Here is a 22125-nt window from a genome sequence, read left to right as displayed (position 1 = left end):
CGGACCGAACCGCTTCCTGCCATGCAGGCCGATCCCCGCAAGCGGTGAAGGCCTTCTCTTTATCAGTGCCTGATCGAGTAATCAGTAACCTTCCAGCATCTGGATCGTTTTTCATTGACGCGTATACGTGTATACACGTATACTTATTTTAATCCGACTCTCATATAAAGGAGGTGAGTTCTATGGCGTCTACCCGGCAAATCCCCCTCATCACGAGCGGCAAGTCGCTGGGCGAACAAGCGTATGAAGCCTTGCGGGACTCCATCATTACGTTAAAGCTGGAGCCCGGGCAAACGATTTTCGAAAGTGAAATCGCGGATACGTTCCAGATCAGCCGGACTCCGATCCGCGACGCGTTCCAGCTTCTTGTAACGGAGCATCTGATCGAGGTGCTGCCCCAAAGGCATAAGAAGATCGCCCGCATTTCGGAATCCAAAGTGAAGGAAAGCAGCTTTGTGCGGCTCAGCCTCGAAAGCAGCGCCTTCAAGCTCGCAGCCGGAAGCTGGGACAGTTCCGAGAAGTTCGTGCAGGCGGAGAGACAGATCAGCCGTATCCTCCGGGAGCAGAGCGAGGCGGCGGAGCATCAGGATGTGATTCAGTTCCTCCAGTTGGACGAGGCTTTTCACAAGTGCATCCTGGAGCTGACCGGCAACGCGACCCTGCTGGAAGTGGTTTACCATATGCGAGGCCATCTGAACCGTCTCAGATACCTGGTCATGAAAGAACTGGTGCTGACCCGGAAACTGGTCGAAGAGCACCTGGAGCTGTTCGACAGCCTGAAAAAGCGAGACGAAGCGCGTACCGTTCAGCTGCTGGAACAGCATCTCGGCAGCCTCGATCATGAGATTCCGCAGCTCCGGGAGCAGTTTCCCAACTATTTCACCGACTGAGGACGCAAGCGGCAGGATTCGGGATGCCTTACCTCTTAAGCATGCAAGAGCAGGCGCCCGCATTCCGTATACAGCATGCAGCGTCGGCAGGATAAAGCGGGAGATTCCCGCAGCACCGAGCACCGGGGCCCCGGCCTCGAAACTTTATGGGAGGATGATCACCTTGAAGATGACCTTTCGCTGGTTCGGCGAGAACGACCCCGTAACCTTAACGAACATCCGTCAAATCCCCGGCGTGACCGGAATCGTATCGGCTATCTACGATGTTCCCGTCGGAGAAACATGGCCGCTCGACAAAATTACCCGCTTGAAGCAGACGATCGAAGATCACGGTCTCCGCCTGGACGTAATTGAAAGCGTACCCATTCACGAGGACATTAAGCTCGGCCTTCCTTCGCGCCAAGCTTATATCGACAACTACAAAACAACGCTGCGCAACCTGGCCAAAGCCGGCATCGATACCGTCTGCTACAATTTTATGCCGATCTTCGACTGGACCCGCACCTCACTCAACTATGAGCTGGAAGACGGCTCCAACGCCCTCATCTACGAAGAAGAAGTCGCGCAGAAAATGAATCCGCTTACAGGCGAGTTGAAACTTCCCGGCTGGGATACAAGCTATACGGACGACCAGCTCAAAACCCTTTTCGACCATTATAAAAATGTCGACGAAGAGAAGCTCTGGTCGAACCTCGCTTATTTCATCCGGGAAATCATGCCGGTCGCCGACGAAGAAGGCATCAAAATGGCCATTCACCCGGACGACCCGCCGTGGCCGATCTTCGGGCTTCCCCGTATCATTACGAACCGGGAGAATCTCGACCGTTTCCTCGGACTCTACGACAGCCGGAATCACGGCCTGTGCATGTGCAGCGGTTCGCTGGGCGCCCATAAAGACAACGATTTCCCGGCCATGCTCCGTCATTTCGGGCACCAGAAGCGCATCCACTTCGTCCATGCCCGCAACATCAAGCGGATCGGGGACAAAAGCTTCTGCGAAACATCCCATCTCTCCGAGCACGGGTCCGTCGACATGGTGGAAGTGATGAAGGCTCTCAAGGAAGTCGGCTTCCAGGGTCCTCTCCGGCCCGACCACGGCCGCATGATCTGGGGCGAAACGGGAAAGCCCGGCTACGGGCTTTACGACCGCGCCCTCGGCATCGTCTACCTGAACGGCATCCGCGAGGCCCTGAACCATTAACTGGTTCACTCCGCCCGGCGTGAGGGTAATTCCTTAAAGGATTTATCTCATTCTACTATCCCGTTCGGATCTACGAACAGGCGGAACTCACGCTGAAAAGGAGGGCATACACATGCCGGATAAACGTTTGGAAGGTAAAGTGGCCGTCGTCTCGGGCGGCGGCTCCGGAATCGGCAAAGCTTCGGCCATCCGTTTGGCCCAGCAGGGGGCTAGGATCGTCATGCTGGACCGCACCCCCGATAACGCGGAGAAAACGAAAAAAGCCATCGAAAGCGCCGGCGGAGAGGCTCTTGTGATCGAGTGCGACATTTCCAAACCGGAGATGATCGAACAGGGGTTCGGAGAGGCGGTCAGCCGATTCGGCGGCATCGATATTGTGTTCGCCAATGCGGGTATCAACGGAACCAAAGCTCCGATCGAAACGCTGCAAATCGACGAATGGGAGCAGACGATTCACATCAATCTGCGCGGAACGTTCGCTACCGTCAAATACGCGATTCCTCATCTGAAAGAAAAGGGCGGGAGCATAATTATCACGAGCTCCATTAACGGCAACCGCGTCTTTTCCAATATCGGTTTTTCTACTTATGCCACGACTAAGGCCGGTCAGGTAGCCTTTATGAAAATGGCGGCCCTGGAGCTTGCCCGGTACAAAATCCGGGTAAACGCCATCTGTCCGGGCGCAATCGACACGAATATCGACGATAACACGTATCCGACCGACGATTTGAAGGAAGTTCAAATTCCGGTCGAATTCCCGGAAGGCGATCACCCGCTCAAGGGCGCGCCCGGAAAGCCCGAGCAGGTGGCCGATCTCGTGCTCTTCCTTGCTTCCGACGAGTCCTCCCATGTCACGGGGACGGAAATCTACGTCGACGGCGCAGAGTCGCTCCTGCGCGGCTGATCGGACAAAGGGCGCTCTCCATTTTCCGTGGAGAGCGCCCTTTCGGCGTTTGCCGGGCGTACGGCGCGCCTGCCTGCCGTCGTCCGTGCCCTATGTATTGTCACGGGTGCGGCCGGTCTTTTTTAGGCACTGGCGCGGTCGCGTTCCCATTTTTCCATCATCAGCCCGTACAGCTCCTCCAAAGGCATCTTCACGGCGGTCTGCGTAATGTTGACCGTAGCTTGCACCAGCCCCTGATTCGCTTTCATGAGCGCTTTCTTGAAACCGCTCTGCCGGGCCAGGTACGTTTCCGTGTCGTGAAGACGGATGCCGATAAACCGCTGGCCCATATAGTCGTACAGCATAATCTCCTCGATATCCGCCCATCTCAGCTCGCCCCCGCCGATAGCCGACGAATGGTCCACAATTCCCTCATCGTTCACGATAAGAGAAGGCTTCCGGTTAAAGAGCCGGTAAACCAGATACACCAGACACGCCCCGAAAAAGACGACGCTGACTCCCCCGATCCCTACAAGCCCCAGGGAACGCTCCTCCTCCGACTGCCCCGCTCCTATAAACACGACGCCCAGAACAACAAAAACGAGTGCGGCCAAAACAAGCCCTATCGTTTTTTTGATACTCGGATAAATGATCAAATCATTAGGCTGATGAACCGGCTGCAAAAACAATCCCTCCTAATTTTTTCCTCTTTCCGTTATATAACAAGCCTCGCGCAAGTTGAAACACACAGACGCATTTAAGACAGATACACGTGTCCTTGATACAACTCGGTAATGCGCCGTGCCGCTCCTTCCAGCACCGTTTCGTTCAGCCCGTCTAGCTCCTCCAGATGCTCCAGCCTTTCCTCCAGCGAAAGCTCCGGGAACGTGAACAGGCTCCAGTTGGCCAGATTCTCGATTGCCTCCCGGAAATCCAGCCGGCCGTAATCCAGATAAGCCTTGTAAATATAACAGGCGCCGTAGGACGGGTCCAGAGCCAGAGCCTGGTCGAAAGCGTTGCGTGCCGCATCCTCTTCCCCCTCCAGCTTGAAACAGACGATACCCAGATTGAAAAAAGCCGAAGAACTGTCGGGATGAAGTCTCGAAAACTGGCTGGCGAGGTTGCGTGATTCGGCGTACTCTTTTTTCAAGTACAGCACATTGCCCCGCAGACTGATCAGATCCGTGTAGGAGGCATCCTTATCGTAGCCGACGATGCAGTCCAGCTCCGCTTTCTCCAGCTCGCGCAGAGTGAGGTAGCACTTCGCCCGGCTCTCGTAATACGCCGCATGCTCCGGCTGAATGTCGATCGCTTTCGTAAACGAAGCGATGGCCATGTCAAGATGGCCCATCTCCTCAAGCACCCGGCCCATCGCATGATGGTAGCCGGCACCTTCGGAAATGCCGGGCTCCAGCTCCGCCGCATGATGCAGATCCATCAGGGCCTCGTCAAAGCGGGAGTCCATGAAATAAGCATAGCTGCGCTTCATGCGGAAATCCGCCCGGTCCTGCATCGCGATCGCTCGGCCGTAAGCGGACGCCGCCTGCCCGTAGGCGCCGGTCTCTTCCAGAATCAAGCCCCGCTGCTGCTCGTTAAGAGGATCGTCGTCCTCCAGTTCCAGCAGGCGCTTGTTGAATTCCAGCGCTTTCTCGGTCTGGCCCAGATCCAGGTAAGCGTCCGCCAGCCAGTAGCAGACGATCGGATTCCCGGAATCCTGCTCGTAGAGCTTGTGAAGCAGGGGAACCGCTTCGGAATCCCGGTTCTGCGCCCGGTAGAGAAGGACTCTTTCCATCCACAGGACGCGCTCTTCCACATCTCGCCCTTTCTCCAGAACATCCAGTTCGCGCTCCGCGTCCTCCCAGCGCCCCGAACTGCGGTAGACCGCCACACGCTGCAGATGCAAACCGTCGTTGTCCGGGTAGGCTTCAAGAGCGCGGTTGATTTCTTCCAAAGCTTCCCCGTACCGTTTCAGCCCGGCGTACAGACCCGCCAGATCCTTGCGGAATCCGCAGGTGCGCTCCGCCTCTTCCATGAAAATCCGGAAAGCTCCCGCGCCGTAGCCGGTCCGGGTGAGCACAAGCCGCTGCCCCTTATCCGATATGTATTCCCATTCGATCACCTGATCGACGGCTTTGCGCATAGAAGCGGCGGCTTCTTCCGGCCGACCCAGATTCTCCAGCGTTTTTCCAAGCCTGTAATGGAAAATGGGAATGTCCCGGTCGGGATACGACAACACTTTACGGAAGGTTTGCTCGGCCCGCCCGTAATCTTCCATCCGCCAGTAGCACATGCCCAGCTCGTAGTAGCTCGATACGACGGAATCTTCGGGCTCGCGCTTGACGCATTCCTCCAGATCGGCGGCCGCTGCCTCGTAATCCTGAAAATCCTTGCGCCATATCCCCCTCGTATACCAGTACATGTAAGGTTCGGGATTGAGCCGGATGGCCTCGTCCAGATCCCGCATGGCCTCATCTTCCCGGCCGATTTCCTGCAAAATATGCGCGCGCCGCTCATGGGCCTGATCCGAACTCACCCTCCCGATAATATCTCCCAGGAGAGACAGCGCGTGTTCCGTACGCCCGCACTCGTGATAAACCTCCGCGACTCGAATCTTTTCGGCGGTGTCCAGCTTGCCGTAATCGGCTTTTTCGTAATACTCAAGCGCTTTCGCGAAATTTCCTTCTTTTATGTACTGTCTGCCTTTTTTTATGTAATAGCCGTTAAAAAGCTTCACGGTCTTCCCTCCCTCTGTTCTGTTCATCCGGCAGTAAGTAAGTATACCTGAATTCGTTAAAATGAAACACGGTTTCATACGTCATCTGTCCCGGCACGTTTCAAAGTCCCCCGGCAGCCCCCGATGCAGGAAAAGAACGTCAAAGGAACCTGCCTTCGTACGCTCTTCCGGTACAGCTATCCTTTTATTATACAAATTTTTACTCGGGGGAGGTATACGTTTTTATAGGGGGACGATAAAAGGAAACACAAATAGCCCTTCAACCGGCAGGCTGCCGGTAAAGGACTATTGAAAAAGAAGGGCAGGGAGAAAACGAGGAGCTAATAAGGACAGCATATGTGTATACGGGTAATGACTACAGTTACAATAATCACGGATGTCATGGTTACAAATTGAACAGTCCCATTTGGCTGCATTAAAGCCGATCTCCTTGGCTGAAACGGAATGTACCCTGCGGATCATTCAGGCAGCACAGCAGATAAGCAGCGTAAGCCATAATTCCTGAAGCAAGGAAGTCTTTGCCTGAACCCTTACCGAACATGACTACCCTAATGAAAGCATTACTGCGATTACTAACACCATGAAACCAGCACCTATATATACAGGAACCTTCTTTTCGATAAGTCCCGTTTTAAACGATAGGTAATCTATACCACCCAATATGATTGCGACTAATGCGATTTTCAAAACATTATTTAATGACAACTGGTTAACTATTAGGAAAACAACGATGAACAAAATAAAATTTAGCGGGTATCTAATGCTCAATTTGGCATTCTCCTTTATTCATAGCTCTTCCCTGTATGGCCGAATTCAAGGAGCGTTATCGGTGACCCACGTCCCACGTAGACCAGTCCCGTCTTTTATCAATGTAACCGGTTTTTCGCAAGACAAACTTACCGTGCGCCTACTCAGAAGAGTCCAGCACGGTAAGTTTTCGTCAATCATACCGTCATTTAATTAGGAGGCGTTTGCTTCGTTATTCCCACTACTCACTTATTGCCTGGCGTCTTCAATGTTTTAGACTCAATATCCCTCCAGCTAGTACGGCCCTCCTTGTCGTAACCAGTCATCTCGGATGCGTTCAACATTTCGCCTGTTTTGACATCAAAAAATACGTTCATCCTCAAGCTGTCATTCTCACTGTTGGGAGAATTCGGTGAGATGCCCGTAACTCTTAGAAGCAAACGCGTTTCGGAGGAGTTTGGGTCAGTAATAAATCCCCTGATAACAAAATGATATCCCTTGATCCAGTCATCCTTTATTTCAGGATCCCCTGGTCGTATGCCCAGTACTTCAATAGCTTTTTTAAGTGCCTCGGGAGAATCAATTTTAATATCGGAAATAGCATACTGCCCTTTCTGAAGTAAATTGTTGTCGTCCTTTCTCACATTAGCATTGGCTTTTCCATTATTGATCGACATGGTAATACTAATATTACCCTTCTTGCTGCCAAATTGAAGATTCCACGCGTTCCTTTTTCCGTCCGCACCATCGTTTTTTTCCTGGGGCACAGTAGTATTATCCGTGCTTGTCAAGCTAATAAGCAAAGGTTCTTCTTCTGTATGCTTCTTTGCCTCCTCATATCCAAGGCGCAGCGCTTCCATCGCGGTTAAGCTATTTTTTTCGTCGGTCTTCTCGCTCGTTATTGTCGCAGCCTGTTCCACTGATTTGTGGGCAGAACCGCCGAATGGGCCGATCTTGAGAACGTACAATAGAAAGACCGCACTCGCAATCAATATAACAAAGCCTATGCCGACGTATCTCTTCTTTAACAAGTTTCATCACCTAGGTTGTAAAGTTAGTTTTACGTCGAATAAGTATAAGAAAGTTTGATGACGCCATAATTAATTGCTGATTTGGTATCCTTAGAATAGTAGATATCTATCCAATAATCTGTTTTATTCGGACCAGAGCCTGTATCATCTACATCAAATGAGCTTTTGTAGCCGACACCGTCAGGCAGCCAAATGTCTTTGTCTGTAGCTAAAGTTGTACCAAAGGGAATAACGGGACTGTTGCCGCTGCCGCCGATATCTTTTTTCCTATGGACGGCACTAATCCCTAACACCGGCCAATTACCATTCGCTGTTTTATTCCCAGTCCAATTATATGCCGTGGAGTCTTGGTTTGATTTGGTAACAGTACCCAGAGGGCTTATCGCAGACTTTTCAGCTTTAGACCTAATGATAGGTTCTCCCGTAGAGGATAGCTTTTGCGTATTGGACTTATCTAACTGTTCTTTCGCAATTCCTTTATTTTTGAGGGGAGCAAGCTTTGAAAATGGAGAAAATCTTCCCTCGTCATCCGGTCCGCTTTCAATCGCTTTCCTTAATTCATTAGGATCGACATTGTTTAATTCCGCCAGTCTTTTAATCTCTGAACTGGAAAAGTGAGTTGTCTGTCCGTCCAATGTTACAGAAACATCGGACGGTTCCTTCGTCACCTGACTCGATGGTTGAGCAAATGCGCCGGAAGAAAGAGTCAACACCATTGCAGAGGATAACGCCACTCCTGATACGACTTTGCACAGCTTCATTTGTTTCAAACCTCTTTTCTATTTTTTGGAATGATGTTCCTCCAATAAAACGCGGATTTGGTACGCGAAAAAGAATAATTGCTTATTATTGGAACATCTGGATTAATTGTACTTTATACTGGTATATTTGGACATAGGACTATCCTCTCACAGATTTATGTCGACAAACGGGAAGTTGGATTCCCGACAATACATATTCTGCGTTTGTTGTTGTTATTTGATGGGAGTGAACCGACACCCTTTATGATCTGGGAACATGGCTCTCATGTTGCTAAACAAAAAAAACCGCTTAACATAAAGCGGTCCCAGACTGTCGGCAGTTTTTTAGCAAAATTCTTCACTTATTCACCGCATTAACATACGATAATATCGTACATAATCATTGCGGGAGTGGATGAGCTTGTACCCAAAGACCACTTAGTTCGTAAAAAGCCCATACCTCACTTTTCAACGTTAGGTAAGAATTATGTACGCCGTTTTATTGATATCACGTATGGGGCATGCTGCATCGACTCCAATAATCAGCCGTTTAATCAGGGCAACAAACTTTGGCCGCCTATCCTGCCGATGATGGAGGCGATCTCCAGGATAAGGGCCACGTTTCCGTCGCCCAGAATGGTCGCCCCGGCGATGCCGTCGACTTTTCCGATAAAAGGCCCCAGCGACTTGATGACGATCTCCTGGTTGCCGATCAGTTCGTCGACCACCAGAGCGAGGCGTTTCTCGGCCGATCCCACGATAACGAGCGGAATGTGGCTGCCCGTATACGCCGTGTACGGGATCTGGAGGTAATCGTGAAGCCGGGCAACCGGAATGACCTGATTTCGCAGCACGATGACCGACTGTCCCTGGATGCTGCGAATCTCATCCGGGTTCACGCGGACGATCTCCGCGATGTTGCTCATCGGGACGATGAAGGTCCGCCCGCCGAGTTTGACCTGAAGGCCCACGATAATGGCCAGTGTCAGGGGAAGCTTGATTTTGAAGCAGGTTCCTTGTCCGAGGCGGGTTTCGATGTCGATCAGCCCGTTCAGCTTCTCAATGTGGCTGCGGACGATATCCATTCCGACACCCCTGCCGGACACGTCGCTTACTGTGCTTGCGGTTGAAAAACCCGGGCGGAAAATAAGCTCCACGGCTTCCCGATCGCTCAGCTGTCCGGCTTCTTCCCGGGTGATGATCCCCTTCTCCAGCGCGTAACGGATCATCCGGACGGGATCGATCCCCGCTCCGTCGTCCTGCACGTAGATGACGACCTGGTTGTCTTCGTGGGCGGCCCGGATGGTGAGGACGCCTCCCGCGCTTTTGCCGGAAAGCGTGCGAACCTCCGGCTTCTCGATCCCGTGATCCACCGCATTGCGGATCAGATGGATAAGCGGGTCGGCGATCTCCTCGATGAGCGTCCGGTCCAGCTCGGTATCCTTTCCTTCGAGGACGAGCTCGATCTCCTTGCCCAGCATGCGGGAAAGGTCCCGGATCATGCGGGGGAAGCGGTTGAAGAGCTGTTCGATCGGCAGCATTCGCGTCTTCATGACGCTTTCCTGCAGATCGCCGATTATCCGCGACAGATGATCGGCAATGTCGCCCAGCTCGTCGACGGTCTCGTCGGCGAAACGCCGCCGCTGCGTCCGCTCCACCTGATGAATGCGGGTCTGGTCGATCACGAGTTCTCCGACCAGGTTCATCAGGTGCTCCAGCCGCTCGACGCTCACACGGATCGTCGGAGACTTGGCCTTCGCCGGAGCGGAAGCATCCTCGGCCGACGGCCGGGAGGCCGGTGCCGTGGCGTGCGGCTGCGCGGCTGCAGCGGCTGCTGGGCCGCCTGCTGCGCCCGCCGGAGCCGCTGCGCTGCGCGCAGTGCCCGGTGCGGTGCCAGCAGGCTCCGCCGGCACACCGCCGCCGGCGTTCGCGGCGCTGCCCGCCGGGCCTGCGGATTCCTCTGCGGCCATGACGCCGCCTGCTCGGCCCCCGGCGTCTGCTGCATCCGCCGAGTTCACTGCGGCCGCCGCGCTTTCTCCGGCGCCCGCGACGCTGTCCGCCGCATCCCGCACGGCCCCGGCTCCGCTTACCGCGGCTTCCTCTTGCCCAAGCGGCTCCACCACGGCCCGCTCGACCTCCATGAGGCCGTCCGCGAACGCCTGCAGTTCCTCCCGGGACTGATTTCCCGCATATAGGAAAAGCAGGTCCCCGGGGCCCTCCTCGTCCAGACCTTCCGGTTCCGGATCGGCCAGAAGCACGTCGCCGTGCTCATTCAGCGCCGAATGGATAACGTACGCCCGGGCTCCGCGGATCAGGCATTCGGAAGCAATCCGGATGTCCACCCAGAACAGCTTTTGGCCGAGTTCCATCCGCTCCTGCACCCTTAACCCCAAATCGAGCGAAAGAGACGGTTTACCGCGATGAGCGGGCATTTCCCCCGCATCCGGCCTATCTCCGTCCAGGCCCGGATCTTCACCGCCGAAGCTCCTCAGCGCCCGGACACAGTCCGAAATATCTGCGGAAGACGGCTCCCCGCCCACGATGTCGCGCTTAAGCTGCTTGAGAATATCCAGCGCGGTAAACAGAAGATCGATCAAAGCACCGGACACGGCAAGCTGCCCGCTTCTAACCCGGTCCAGCAAATGTTCCATCTCGTGGGTTAACTGCTTCATCTCCTCGAAGCCCATCGCCGCCGATGATCCTTTGATCGTATGAGCGGCCCGGAACAGGCTTTGAATGACGGTCCCGGACTCACCGGACTGCTCCAGCTTCAGAATCTCCCCGTCCATGACCTGAAGCTGTTCTTCCAGCTCCTCCAGAAAGATTTCCCTGTACTCGGACAACATACCAGTCAACTCCTATTCGTGAAGCAGAACTTCGTCCAGTTTCAATATCCCGGCCAGGCCGCTGTCCGCAAGACCGATTCCCGTAAAAAATCCGCCCTGCACGCCGCCCACCCGCTCCGGAGGAGGCTGAATGTCCGTGAAGGTCGTCACTTTGCTCACATAATCCACCATAATCCCGACGGTATCCTCCAGATGATGAACCACAACAATGCGGGACGCCTTCGTCGGCTCCGCTTCTTCCATTCCGAACAAGGTCCGAAGGGAGATGACCGGGACGATCCGCCCCCTCAGATTGATCACCCCTTTGACATAGGGCTTTACATTAGGGATGGCCGTAACAGCCTGCATTTTAATAATCTCGTGAATATCGTAAATCCGGATGGCGTACTGCTCCCGGTCGATTCCGAACGCCACATATTGCTCCTGCCCATTTCCCTGCATAAAAAGGTCCTCCCTGCCGTTCATACGGAATCCGGCTCCCGCCGTTGAAAGAATAACCCCAATCAGGCTGACTGGGGTCCCTGCCTCGCTAGGCGGATTTGCTGATTTTAAACACCGCTACCGTCCGGTTAAGCTCTTCCGCCAATCCGGCGAGCGACTGGGCCGTCGAGGCCGTCTCTTCGCTGCTTGCCGCCGACTGCTCGGTTACGGCGGAGATGCTCTCGATCGACGACATAACCTCGGAGGACTGTGCCGCCTGCTGCTCGCTTGCCGCGGCAATCTCCATCACCTTATTAGCCGACTCGTTCACCATGCCGATAATGTTATGGAACGATTCGCCCGTCTGGCGGGACAGGACCACACCGTCGCCGACCGCCTTGACGCTCTGGCGCGTATTCTCCTGCATGCCCTTGATAATCGCGGTAATCTGCTTCGTCGCTTCCCCGCTCCGTTCGGCGAGCTTGCGGACTTCATCCGCGACGACCGCGAACCCGCGTCCCTGGTCCCCCGCGCGCGCCGCCTCGATGGCCGCATTCAGGGCAAGCAGATTGGTCTGCTCGGCGATATCGTCGATCACTTCGATAATCTCTCCGATTTTGTTGGAATCCTCTTCGAGTCTGGACACCTGCTCATTGACCTGGTTCATGCTCTCGATGGACGAGTTCACGATCTTGCCGCCCTGCTGGGCGATATTCAGCGCATCCGAAGATACCTCCGAGGCTTGTTCGGCGCTGGCCGCGACCGATGTAATCGCGGTGGACAGCTCCTTGAACAGCTCATGGATGGTTTGCGCGGCGCCCGCTTGACTGACACTTCCGCTGGCGATTTCCTGCGTGCTCGCCGAAATCTGCTCGGCTGCCGCGGACACGCTCTCAGCCGATGTCAGTATACCGCCCACGGTGCTTCGCAGGCTGTAAATCATTTCGTTCACGGATTTGGCCAACTGCCCGATTTCGTCGCGGGTGTCGATGTCCGTGACTTCGGTCAAATCGCCTGCGGATACTTTACCGACCAGACCGACCACCTGGTTAAGCGGCCGGGAAATGATCCGCGCGATAGCATACCCCAATCCGATGGAGATCAGGAAAGCCGCGATCATCACCCCGAAGGTCACGTTGCTGGAACTTTTGTACAAAGCGGCGCCTTCGGCGTTGCGTTCTTCGGCCAGCTTCACATTAATTTCGAACATATCGTCGAAAAACTTCATGACTTCATCGCCTTTGGTTTTGAAGCTTCCGTTCGCGAGCAGGGCTTTAAATGCTTCCCGGTCATCGCCGTAACTGATTTTGACGGCATCCTCCAGCTGCTTCTGGTAGCTCTCCCACACGGGATGAAAAGCCTGAATCAAATCTTTTTCTCTCTGGGTAATGTCTGTTTTCTCGTAGGCTCCTATTTTTTCACCGATTTTCTTCACGTTCTCGTCGATTTTTTTCTTGTACTCGTCTTTCTGAGCCGGAGTTTCCGCCAAATCGTTCATATCCCGGAGGTCCGTTCTTATCACTTGATAATAAAAGGAAGCGTCCGAAACGACCCGGAGCGGAACCAGGTTATCCTCATACATGCTGCTCAGGCTGTTGTTAAGTTTGCTCATATTAACGAGTCCGAAAAAACCCGTAAATACAAGCAGAATCGCGATGAACACGAATGCCGAAACCAGCTTTGCGGAGGTTTTCAGATTGCGGTACCATTTCATTGTCCGTACCTCCTGCCTTTGCGCCCTTCAATGACTCGGAGCTCGGCCTCCAGATCGTGCAGAATGTCATCAATTTCTTCGCTCGTTAATTCTCCCTCATTTCGTTCTGGATTGTAATCGGTTCTTCTTCTGGAATTGTCCCACAGCGCTCGTATAACTCTCGTTTTTTCCATATGTTCCCCCACCTTTTATTTTCGATTAGTTGTGTATGTTTCCTTAAGCGGCTTCGGTTTTCTGCAGAAGAAGGATCATCTGGATGGTTCCGACTTCCTGGAGGGAAACCGCTATTGAAATCCCCTTCTCGAATCCGTAAAGCTGCATTTGACCTACCATGACCGTGGGCGGGGTAATATCGATTTTGTGCCCTTTCTGATAAATGATGGCCGATGTATTTCCGGCAATCATATTCGCCATTTCACCTACAAAACTATGGAGCATTTCACCTTCAAGAGGCATGCCAAACATGGATTGTCCCAGTTTACCGAACGTTTGCATATCTCCTTCGATCACCAGTCTCCCTTCGACATCGCCAACAATCCCGATCAACACCCCGATCTCGCCCTGGATGACCGCATTTTGCAGCATACTGGGCGGCTTCGTGTCGATGGGGATGGGAAAAACCTGGCTCATCGATGCGATGGTGCTGTTCAGCAAATCTTTAACTCCGTTTGGATTCTGCACTTCAATCAACCATCCTTTATGTGTATAAAATGATCTCAGCTCGGGACCTTCGCTGTGAAACGCCCGCGGTTAGAGGCAGGCATTTACCCGCAAATTCGCATTCTCCTTTTCGGGAGCGTTAAAAATCGGAGCAATCCGGCATAGGTTAAAAGACCTAGAAGATATTTCAATCATAAACCGCAAAAGAGCGGTGGTAACCGAAAAAACTTTGCGGGAACCCGCAAAAATATTGCGGAAACTTGTAAATCCCTGTCGGATTAATGGTAATAAATAGACAAAAAAACCGTAACACGGCTGTGTACGGTTGGGTTTATGTCGAACTTGATAAATTTTTTATCAGGCCATTTTCGGAAAATCATCATCGGACAGCAGACCCAGCTGTTTCGCTTTCATGGCCGCTTCGATCCGTGATTTCACGTTAAGCTTGTGAAACAGGTTCGTCAAGCAGTACTCCAGCGAGCGCTGGCTCATCAGGACGGATGCGGCGATTTCCTTGTTGCTTCTTCCTCTCGCGATCTCTTTCAAGATCTCGTATTCCTTGGAGTTGACCGCCTGCGTTTCCGGATTGCCGCTTGCCGACTCCGCAAACTGGCTGCCCGTCGCCCGCCTGAGCTGTTTCACGAGAGACAAAGGCAGCACGGCTTCGCCCCTGAGAGCGCAGCGCACAGCCGTTACGAGCTGTTCCTTATTTGCCGTTTTGAGGACAAATCCGGCGATCCCGGCTTCAATCATCAGATTAAAATGATTGTTGAATTCAAAGCCGGTGTAGATCAGGATGACGGCGTCCGGAATAAGGTTGAGAATTTGTTTGGCCAGATCGATCCCGTTCATCGTAGGCATGTGCAGATCGATCAGCATCACATCAAAATGCTGGGCAACCGCCAGCTCCATCGCTTCTTTGGCCGTATGAGCCAAGGAGACTTTCATATTGGTATCCTGCTCCAGCAGCATTTTCGTCCCCTCCATGACGGAAGGGTGGTCGTCGACCAATAAGATCTCAATCATCGTTATCCCTAACACTCCAATTTCTGATTTCGAATTTCTGATTCTGTTTCACCGGTACGTTAATGAAAACGGCGAGCCCATTGTTCGGGGAGGAGTAAAACTCAACGTCGCCATCCATACTGCGAACTCTTTCTTTAATGCCGTAAACTCCCATACTGTTAAAGGACTCCACCATTCCACTAACATCCATACCGACTCCGTTATCCTCATAACTCAAATGAATCCGGTCGGAGTGAGCCGACAACTTGAATTGAACTTTCACTGCGTTAGAATGTTTCGTCGCGTTGGCCAGAAGCTCCTGTACAATTCGATACAACCCGATCAACAAATCGTCGTCGTGCAGGGAACCGTGAAAACCCGTGTAGTCAAAAGCAATCGAATAGTCGCTCCGCAGCTGAGTAAATTCGAACAGGGCCTCCAGAGAAGCCACGAGCCCCTCTTCCTTGAGCATCGGCGGCCTCAGTTCGTTGCACGTGATGCGGATCTGGTAAATAACGTCGAGCAGCCCCTGCGTAATCTGAGCCAGCTTCTCGCGCAGGCCCGGCGGAACCTCGTCGTCCGACGAGATCTCGTCCAGCTTGCGGTACCAGATGATCTGCTCCTGCAAAGCCCCGTCGTGCAGATCCTGGGAAAGACGCTTGCTTTCATTCTCGGACAAATTGAACAAAAGCCGGATCAGCCAGGAAGGCGTCTTTTGGCGGGTCGCCAACTCGCGAAGCTCCTGCGTCAGATCTTCGATGACTCTGAAATTGTCGTACAGGACACTCGCGTAGCGGGCAATCGTTTTGATCCATACCCTTTTGGATTGAAACACGAGTGAAGGAGGTTTTTCCCCGATGCAGAGCAGATAACTTTTTCCTTTTATTTCACCGATGCGGATCAAATGGCCGTCCGGCGTGTCGATAATTTCGCAGACGGGCAGCGGGTCGGAACAGCCCTCGACTAACTCCTCCCAGACGTGCTGTGGAATGTCCGGGCTGCCGTTTTTGACCGTAATCTTGTTCTGCTTGTCCACCTCAACGAGACTGATCTTCTCCGTGCGGATCATTTCCCGCACTTCCTGAATGAGCCTCCGGTCCAGCTCCTGCACGTTCATAAGCCCGAATAAATCGCTTGAGAAGCGGTCCAGGCTCGTCTGCAGCATATAATAACGGTCCTTACTCTCGCGGACAATCTGTTCCGCATACTCCCGGTCCACTTCCGCCTTCTTCTGTTCGCTTATATCCCGCATGACCGTCATGGCGACATCTCTGCCGATATACGGGATGGGAATGGAAACCACCTCGGCGTCGATGATCCGTCCGTCCAGACGGATCATTTTGTTCTCCGTGATGCGGGTGGCCTCCTTGCTCTCGTAAACCATATGCAAGCGGGCCCGCACCTTGTCTCTGTAATCCGGGTGGACGGTATCGTAAATCGAGCGGCCGATGAGGCTGCAGCTCGTTCCCGCTCCGAACAGATCCAGCCCCGCCGGATTCACGTATTCGAATTTGTGGTCTCGGGTCAGAATCGTCGGAATCGGCGACAGCTCCACCAGATTGCGGCTGAGCCGCTCGCTTTCCTCCAGGGCCGTTTCGGCCTGCTTGCGCGCCGTAATATCCTCGAAGAAAACGAGGAATGCTTTCGACCGGGCGTCGTAGATGGAGGTCGCGAGCATATCCACCACGTTGCCGTCGCGCCGGGTAATGGCCAGATCGATAGGGGCACTGGCCCCGCTTTCCGGGATGGCATGTTCTTCTTCGAAGAGCGTACCCGGCTGAAGCCAGTCCTGCGGCGTCGTGCCTATAATCTCCTCCGGGCATCCCGCACCCAGTACCCGGACCGCAGCCGGATTCACATAGATGACCTGCCCGTCTTTATAGAGCGCGATCGAAACCGGGGACAGCTCCACAAGGCTGCGGTAGCGTTCTTCGCTGTCCCGGAGCGCCTGCTCCATCTGCTTGCGCACCGTAATATCCGTATGCACATGAAGGGAGGAAAGAGACAGCCCGTCGTAGATGCCCGTCACTTCCACGTCGATGACGCTCCCGTCGGAACGGACCATTTTGTATTCCAGCGGCGGAGCATACTTCTTGTGCGCCATCGCAAGCGCACGGCTGCAGGCCTGCTCGACATAATCCGGATGCATGAACTCGTAGATGCTCCGGCCGATGAGATCGCGGGGCAGCGCCACGCCGAACAGCTCCAGCCCCGCGGGGTTCGCGTAGATAAACCGCTCGTCGCGGATCATCGTCAAGGGCTGGGGAAGCAGCTCGATCAGATGCCTGTAACGTTCTTCGCTCTCCAGCAGCTCCCGCTCGATGAGCACTCTCTCCGTGATGTTCCGGGATACGATGATGATGCTCTCCACTTTCCCGCCGGCTCTCTGGATAGGGCTCGCCACACAGTCGAAATGCAGCTCTGAGCCGTTCGCGTGAATAAGCCGGCAGCGCGTCGTCCATACGCAAGCCGATTCCGGTATTTCTTCCAGCTTAAGCCGGACAAGTTTCTCGTCTTCGGGATGCATGATATCGAACAGCGACAAATCCGCCGCGGCAGCCTCGTCCAAACCGAGCCTGGCTTTATAAGAAGGAGACGTGTAGCGGAACTTTCCGTCCGTACCAACTACGGCCACAAGATCCGTCATGTTTTCCGCGATCAGACGGTACATGGCCTCGCTCTCTTTTAACGACTGCTCCGTCCGTTTATTCGAAGTGATGTCCCGGCACAGGACAAAAACTCCCGTAACCGCGCCGTTTACATACACGGGCACCATTTTTATATCCCAGTGGTACATGCGGCCTTCTTTATGGTGAGAGATCATTTCAAACGTCTGGGTCGTCCCCTGCACCACCTGCTCGAAATACATCGACATCCGCTTCAGGCTGTCCACGTCGAACAATTCGATAAGCGACAGCGGGTTCGCGATATTGTGCCCGTTCCCCGTAATTTCCAGAGCGGCCGAATTGATATCCAGAACCTTCCCATGCAGATCCAGCTCCACGATCACATCCGAATGATGTTCGAATAGAGAACGGTAGCGCTGCTCGCTTCTCAGCAGAGCTTCCTCCGCCGATTTGCGGGCCGTAATATCCAGCACCACACCGTCCAGACGGACAATCCGGCCGCCCGTTTCATCCAGTGTCGGAATCATCCGCACCTGTACCCACCGGATATCGCCGCAGGCGTGAACGATCCGGTATTCGCTGAAATCGGAAATCCCCTGTTTGACGTTATCGCACGCTACCCTGTACCGCTGAAAATCGTCCGGATGGATAATTCTTTCCCATGCTTGCTGGGTAGCGAAATATTCAGCCCGATAGCCGGTAATTTTGAACAGAGCTTCCGATGTGAAAGGAACGCGCTGGGACGAGTAATCGTACGACCAGGTGCCGACATCCACGGTATGCATAATTTTCAATAGCAGGCCGTACTTTTTGACAAGCTCTTCATGATGTTTCCGTTTTTCCAGATTTCTTTTGTAAAGGATAAGAATGATTTGGACGGTCAGAAGAAGGATGCATACAACAGCGCCGATGATAAATTCATTCAAGATGTGTGTCTCCTTTATGCGTTGAAGAGTAAGCTCGGGGATGATGTGCGGCAAATGCGGCTGCCATGGGACAAGAAAGGCACGAATTGGATTCAAATAGCTATTAGTTCGGAAAAAGCACATTCCAGTCCTTCCCGATCCGTGCGTGAATGTGGATAAATTGGGTCATGAAGAAAATTTGTTTAGCGCTAAAGTTTTTATACCGCGAAGCATTGGTTTATAATATAGCTTATACGGATCAGCATTTAAAGGAGATCTTGCAAATGAGCCCTGATTTTTATTCTCCCTCTTCCCGGCCCCCAGCCGTCGGAACGCCTCCCATGAGGCGTGTCCTGATTATGACCCCGGTCGAAGCCGAGCGGGACGCCGTACTCCGCGGTCTGGCCGGAGCGCCCGGCTTCCGCGTGGAGCTCGCGGGCGTCGGGCCCGTGGCCGCGGCTATCTCCACCACGACGGCGCTCGCCGCCGCCGAGTACGACCTCGTCGTAGCCGCCGGAATCGCCGGCGGCTTCGAGGGCCGGGCCGCGGTCGGCTCGCTCGTCGTGGCAAGCGAGATTCTCGCGGCCGATCTGGGCGCCGAGACGCCCGGGGGTTTCCTCAGCCTGGACGAGCTCGGCTTCGGCTCGGCCCGCGTGCCCGTCGACGCGGCGCTTGCCGGCCGCGTCGCCGAGGCTCTGGCGGCCGCCGGGCTGCCCGTAAGCACAGGCCCTGTGCTTACGGTCTCCACCGTGACCGGCACGGCGGAGCATGCCCTGGAGCTTGCCGGGCGGGTTCCAGGCGCCGCCGCCGAGGGCATGGAGGGCTTCGGCGCGGCAAGCGCCGCCCTCGCCCGCGGCATCCCGTGCCTGGAGCTCCGTTCGGTCTCCAACGCGGTGGGGCCGCGCAACAAAGCGGCATGGCGAATTCCCGAAGCGCTCGCCATGCTGGAGAAAGCCAGTTCAGTCTTACCGGAGGTGCTGTTATGAAAATCGCGTTTTCCCCGTGTCCGAACGACACGTTCGTCTTTCACGCCTGGGTGCACGGGCTCGTCCCGGGCGCACCCGAGCTCGATGTCCTGTATGCCGACATCGATATTACCAACAGTCTGGCCGCCAGGCCCGGCGGACCGGAAGTGATGAAAATCTCTTACGCGGCCCTGCCCTGGGTCCTCTCGGACTACGCCCTGCTCCCTTGCGGCGGCGCTCTCGGCAGAGGCTGCGGACCGCTCGTGCTGTCCCGGGACTCCGCCGATCCGGCGTCCCTCTCCGGCAAGCGCGTGGCCGTCCCGAGCGAACGCTCGACCGCGTACCTGCTGTTCCGGCTGTGGGCCGCCCAGCAGGTTCCGGGCGGCGTCGGCGAGATCGTCGTGATGCCTTTCCACGAGATCATGCCGGCCGTGCGGGACGGGAAGATCGACGCGGGCCTCGTCATTCACGAGGCGCGCTTCACTTACCCGTCCTACGGTCTCAGCCTGCTGGCCGATCTCGGCAGCTGGTGGGAGTCCGACACGGGACTCCCGATTCCGCTCGGCGCCATCATCGCGAAGCGTTCGATGGATCTGGAGGCGTTGGCGGGATGGGTCCGCTCTTCCGTGGAGTACGCTTGGGCCCATCCGGAAGCGTCTCAGGCTTATGTGCTCCAGCACGCGCAGGAAATGTCTCCCGAGGTCGCCAAGGCGCATATCGACTTGTACGTGAATTCGTTCACGGCGGATCTCGGCGAAGACGGCTATGGAGCGATCGAAGCGCTGCTCGGTCGGGCCGCGCAGGAAGGGCTGGTGCCCGAGTTCGATCTGAAGATGCTTCGCGGGTAGCGGGTAGCGGGTTCCTGGCGTTAGCGCTGCGGCTGTTGTCTAGTGCTGTTTAGTGCTGTTTAGTGCTGTTTAGTGCTGTTTAGCGATGTGTAAATGCGGTCTACTGCAAGGGTCTTAGCATGTTCGCCTTGCCCTCGTTAAGTGTGTGACTCCGGCAGCCTTGAGCTGCAACCGCGGGCACAGGAAGAACCCGGGAATATGCGTACGCCAACGGATGGGTTCCTTTTATAAGCAGCCGGAATTCCGGCTGCTTTTCTTCGTTTACGGAATCGCCGGAACCCGGCGGTCGTTCACTTTATTGTTTTACCGCCGTTAAAAGCATAAAAAAAAGAAGCCCGCGTATAGCATGGCTTCTTCTTTTTTATGTCTATGTTTACCGCTCGCGCCAGCCACATCTCAGCCGGCCCTGTCGCTTATACCACAGGGAACCAGCCCGGTGTGTTTATAATCGCGTTCCACAAAGGATCGGGAATGACCAGACGCTCCTGATCGTCTTTGGTCAGCGTCGTCTTGATCTCCGACTCGCGTCCGTCCGCGACTTTGCCGACCCAGTCCGGTTCCACGATCAGCTCGCGGCCCAGAGCGACCAGAGGCACGCCGGACTCCAAAGCCTTCAAAGCGTCGTCCGCCGTATGGATAGAGCCTACGCCCATCACGGGCGTTCTGCCGCCGACGGTTTCGAGGATGATCTCGATCCGCGGACGGTTATCGTCCAGCGTTCTCGGAGCCGACCAGAAATCCATCAGGGACACGTGGATATAATCCAAATCCTTGTCGGCCAGCGTATTTACGAGCTGAATGGAATCGTCCATGGAGATTCCGGGGGTCTCGGATTCCTCCGGCGAGAAGCGGTAGCCTACGGCGAACGGCTGTTTCGCATGCTCCGCCGCGACACGCTTCACTTCATCCACGACGGCAAGCGGGAAAGTCATCCGCTTGTTCACGTCTCCGCCCCAGCGGTCGTCGCGGCGGTTGGAATGAGGGGAGAAGAACTGCTGAATGAGATAGCCGTTCGCTCCGTGAATTTCCACGCCGTCGTAGCCCGCTTCGATGGCGCGGCGGGTCGCTTCCCCGAAGTCGCGGATAATGCCTTCGATCTCGGCATCCGTCAGCGCTCTGGGCACGACGCTGCCTTCCTTCTCTGCCGCCACGGCGCTTGCGCTTACGATCTCGCCGTTCGGCACCAGCTCCGGCGGACAGCTCCGGCCGCCGTGGAAAATTTGCAGGATGGCTTTGGCGCCCTGCCCCTTGATTGCCGAAGCGAGACGGGCCAGGCTCGGGATCATCTCATCGCGGTCTCCGGCGAACTCTCCGGGAAACCCTTTGCCGTTAGGCGTTACGTACGTGCAAGCCGTAATGACGAGACCCGCTCCATTGGATCTGCGCTCATAGTAGGCGACCTCCGCATCCGAGACGGTTCCGTCCTCGTGGGACGAAAAATTTGTCATCGGAGCCAGCACGATACGATTATCCAGCTCCACACCGCTGGAGAGAGAGAAACTCTCGAATAAAGGGGTGAATTTGCTGTTCATCTGGTTTTTCCTCCTCTATATCCAAACAAATTTTATAGGGTTAGCGTTCTCTATTTCTTTTGGACATATATTCATCCGAAGGTTAATCGGAAAGCCAAGGAATGGTCAGTTCCGGTCACGACTGTTATTCTATTGGTAACAGTTATCGTTGTCAAGGGGCCTCTTCCCGCTTGTTTTTGCAGCCGTCCCTCTTTTTCGGTCTATTCCGCCTGTTTCTCTGGGATTTAGCAAAAAGTGAACCTTATTTTTCCCTTCGCGGATTTTTTATAGCTTGCTTGGCTTTGCTGCTTTTCATCCCTGTTTTCACCCCTCTTGCTTTCCGGACAATCTGTAACTATAATGATTACAAGATATACAAAAACAACTCCCTGTTTGCT

18 protein-coding genes are annotated in these 22125 nt (G+C 54.5%); 5 read left to right on the top strand and 13 right to left on the bottom strand.

What is annotated here, in order from left to right:
* Positions 1-182: 182 nt before the first annotated feature.
* From AC2TF6_RS05175 to AC2TF6_RS05165, 3 genes are all read left to right on the top strand, one after another.
* The gene (locus AC2TF6_RS05175; protein WP_491310196.1) at positions 183-890 is read left to right on the top strand and encodes a GntR family transcriptional regulator; all 708 of its coding nucleotides are present in this window, start codon (positions 183-185) and stop codon (positions 888-890) included.
* A gap of 163 nt (positions 891-1053) precedes the next feature.
* On the top strand, positions 1054-2091 hold the full coding sequence (gene uxuA, locus AC2TF6_RS05170; protein ID WP_491310195.1) for a mannonate dehydratase: 1038 nt from the start codon (positions 1054-1056) through the stop codon (positions 2089-2091).
* Positions 2092-2203: 112 nt separating this feature from the next.
* Complete coding sequence (locus tag AC2TF6_RS05165) at positions 2204-2995, top strand: SDR family oxidoreductase (RefSeq protein ID WP_491310194.1); 792 nt, start codon at positions 2204-2206, stop codon at positions 2993-2995.
* 122 nt (positions 2996-3117) lie between these two features.
* Here AC2TF6_RS05165 and AC2TF6_RS05160 read toward each other — a convergent pair whose 3' ends face one another.
* The 12 genes from AC2TF6_RS05160 to AC2TF6_RS05105 form a co-directional block, all read right to left on the bottom strand.
* Positions 3118-3657 (bottom strand): STM3941 family protein, encoded by a 540-nt coding sequence (locus tag AC2TF6_RS05160; RefSeq protein ID WP_491310193.1) that lies wholly within the window; start codon positions 3655-3657, stop codon positions 3118-3120.
* 74 nt (positions 3658-3731) lie between these two features.
* Positions 3732-5708, bottom strand: coding sequence for a tetratricopeptide repeat protein (locus tag AC2TF6_RS05155; RefSeq protein WP_491310192.1), 1977 nt, complete (start codon positions 5706-5708; stop codon positions 3732-3734).
* 415 nt (positions 5709-6123) lie between these two features.
* The gene (locus tag AC2TF6_RS05150) at positions 6124-6204 is read right to left on the bottom strand and encodes a hypothetical protein (RefSeq protein WP_491311595.1); all 81 of its coding nucleotides are present in this window, start codon (positions 6202-6204) and stop codon (positions 6124-6126) included.
* A gap of 496 nt (positions 6205-6700) precedes the next feature.
* The gene (locus AC2TF6_RS05145; protein WP_491310191.1) at positions 6701-7486 is read right to left on the bottom strand and encodes a hypothetical protein; all 786 of its coding nucleotides are present in this window, start codon (positions 7484-7486) and stop codon (positions 6701-6703) included.
* A gap of 29 nt (positions 7487-7515) precedes the next feature.
* The gene (locus AC2TF6_RS05140; protein ID WP_491310190.1) at positions 7516-8247 is read right to left on the bottom strand and encodes a DUF8837 domain-containing protein; all 732 of its coding nucleotides are present in this window, start codon (positions 8245-8247) and stop codon (positions 7516-7518) included.
* A 533-nt stretch (positions 8248-8780) separates the two neighbouring features.
* On the bottom strand, positions 8781-11072 hold the full coding sequence (locus AC2TF6_RS05135; protein ID WP_491310189.1) for a chemotaxis protein CheW: 2292 nt from the start codon (positions 11070-11072) through the stop codon (positions 8781-8783).
* A gap of 12 nt (positions 11073-11084) precedes the next feature.
* The gene (locus AC2TF6_RS05130; RefSeq protein ID WP_370001435.1) at positions 11085-11513 is read right to left on the bottom strand and encodes a chemotaxis protein CheW; all 429 of its coding nucleotides are present in this window, start codon (positions 11511-11513) and stop codon (positions 11085-11087) included.
* Between the two features lie 88 nt (positions 11514-11601).
* Positions 11602-13206: a methyl-accepting chemotaxis protein gene (locus AC2TF6_RS05125; RefSeq protein WP_491310188.1), complete on the bottom strand. Its 1605-nt coding sequence runs from the start codon at positions 13204-13206 to the stop codon at positions 11602-11604.
* Complete coding sequence (locus AC2TF6_RS05120) at positions 13203-13379, bottom strand: hypothetical protein (protein WP_009675115.1); 177 nt, start codon at positions 13377-13379, stop codon at positions 13203-13205. Before AC2TF6_RS05120 ends, AC2TF6_RS05125 begins: the two co-directional genes overlap by 4 nt.
* Before the next feature lie 43 nt (positions 13380-13422).
* Positions 13423-13887 carry a chemotaxis protein CheX gene (locus AC2TF6_RS05115; RefSeq protein WP_009675094.1) on the bottom strand — a complete coding sequence of 155 codons (465 nt, stop codon included), beginning with the start codon at positions 13885-13887 and terminating at the stop codon, positions 13423-13425.
* A gap of 336 nt (positions 13888-14223) precedes the next feature.
* Positions 14224-14892, bottom strand: coding sequence for a response regulator transcription factor (locus tag AC2TF6_RS05110; RefSeq protein ID WP_491310187.1), 669 nt, complete (start codon positions 14890-14892; stop codon positions 14224-14226).
* A complete protein-coding gene (locus AC2TF6_RS05105; RefSeq protein WP_491310186.1) occupies positions 14885-18424 on the bottom strand; it encodes a PAS domain S-box protein in 3540 nt (1179 codons plus the stop codon). Before AC2TF6_RS05105 ends, AC2TF6_RS05110 begins: the two co-directional genes overlap by 8 nt.
* 320 nt (positions 18425-18744) lie before the next feature.
* Between AC2TF6_RS05105 and AC2TF6_RS05100 the strand changes: the two genes are divergently transcribed.
* Together AC2TF6_RS05100 and AC2TF6_RS05095 are read left to right on the top strand one after the other, a co-directional pair.
* Positions 18745-19389 carry a futalosine hydrolase gene (locus tag AC2TF6_RS05100; protein ID WP_491311594.1) on the top strand — a complete coding sequence of 215 codons (645 nt, stop codon included), beginning with the start codon at positions 18745-18747 and terminating at the stop codon, positions 19387-19389.
* On the top strand, positions 19386-20216 hold the full coding sequence (locus tag AC2TF6_RS05095) for a 1,4-dihydroxy-6-naphtoate synthase (RefSeq protein ID WP_491310185.1): 831 nt from the start codon (positions 19386-19388) through the stop codon (positions 20214-20216). The genes AC2TF6_RS05100 and AC2TF6_RS05095 overlap by 4 nt, the downstream gene beginning before the upstream one ends.
* Positions 20217-20629: 413 nt before the next feature.
* Here AC2TF6_RS05095 and AC2TF6_RS05090 read toward each other — a convergent pair whose 3' ends face one another.
* Positions 20630-21748, bottom strand: a complete 1119-nt coding sequence (locus AC2TF6_RS05090) for an NADH-dependent flavin oxidoreductase (RefSeq protein WP_491310184.1) — start codon at positions 21746-21748, stop codon at positions 20630-20632.
* Positions 21749-22125: the final 377 nt, after the last annotated feature.

This window comes from Paenibacillus sp. JNUCC 35, assembly GCF_058269095.1.
The sequence above is the reverse complement of the archived record's forward strand: the minus strand, read 5'-3'. Positions and strand labels throughout refer to the sequence as shown.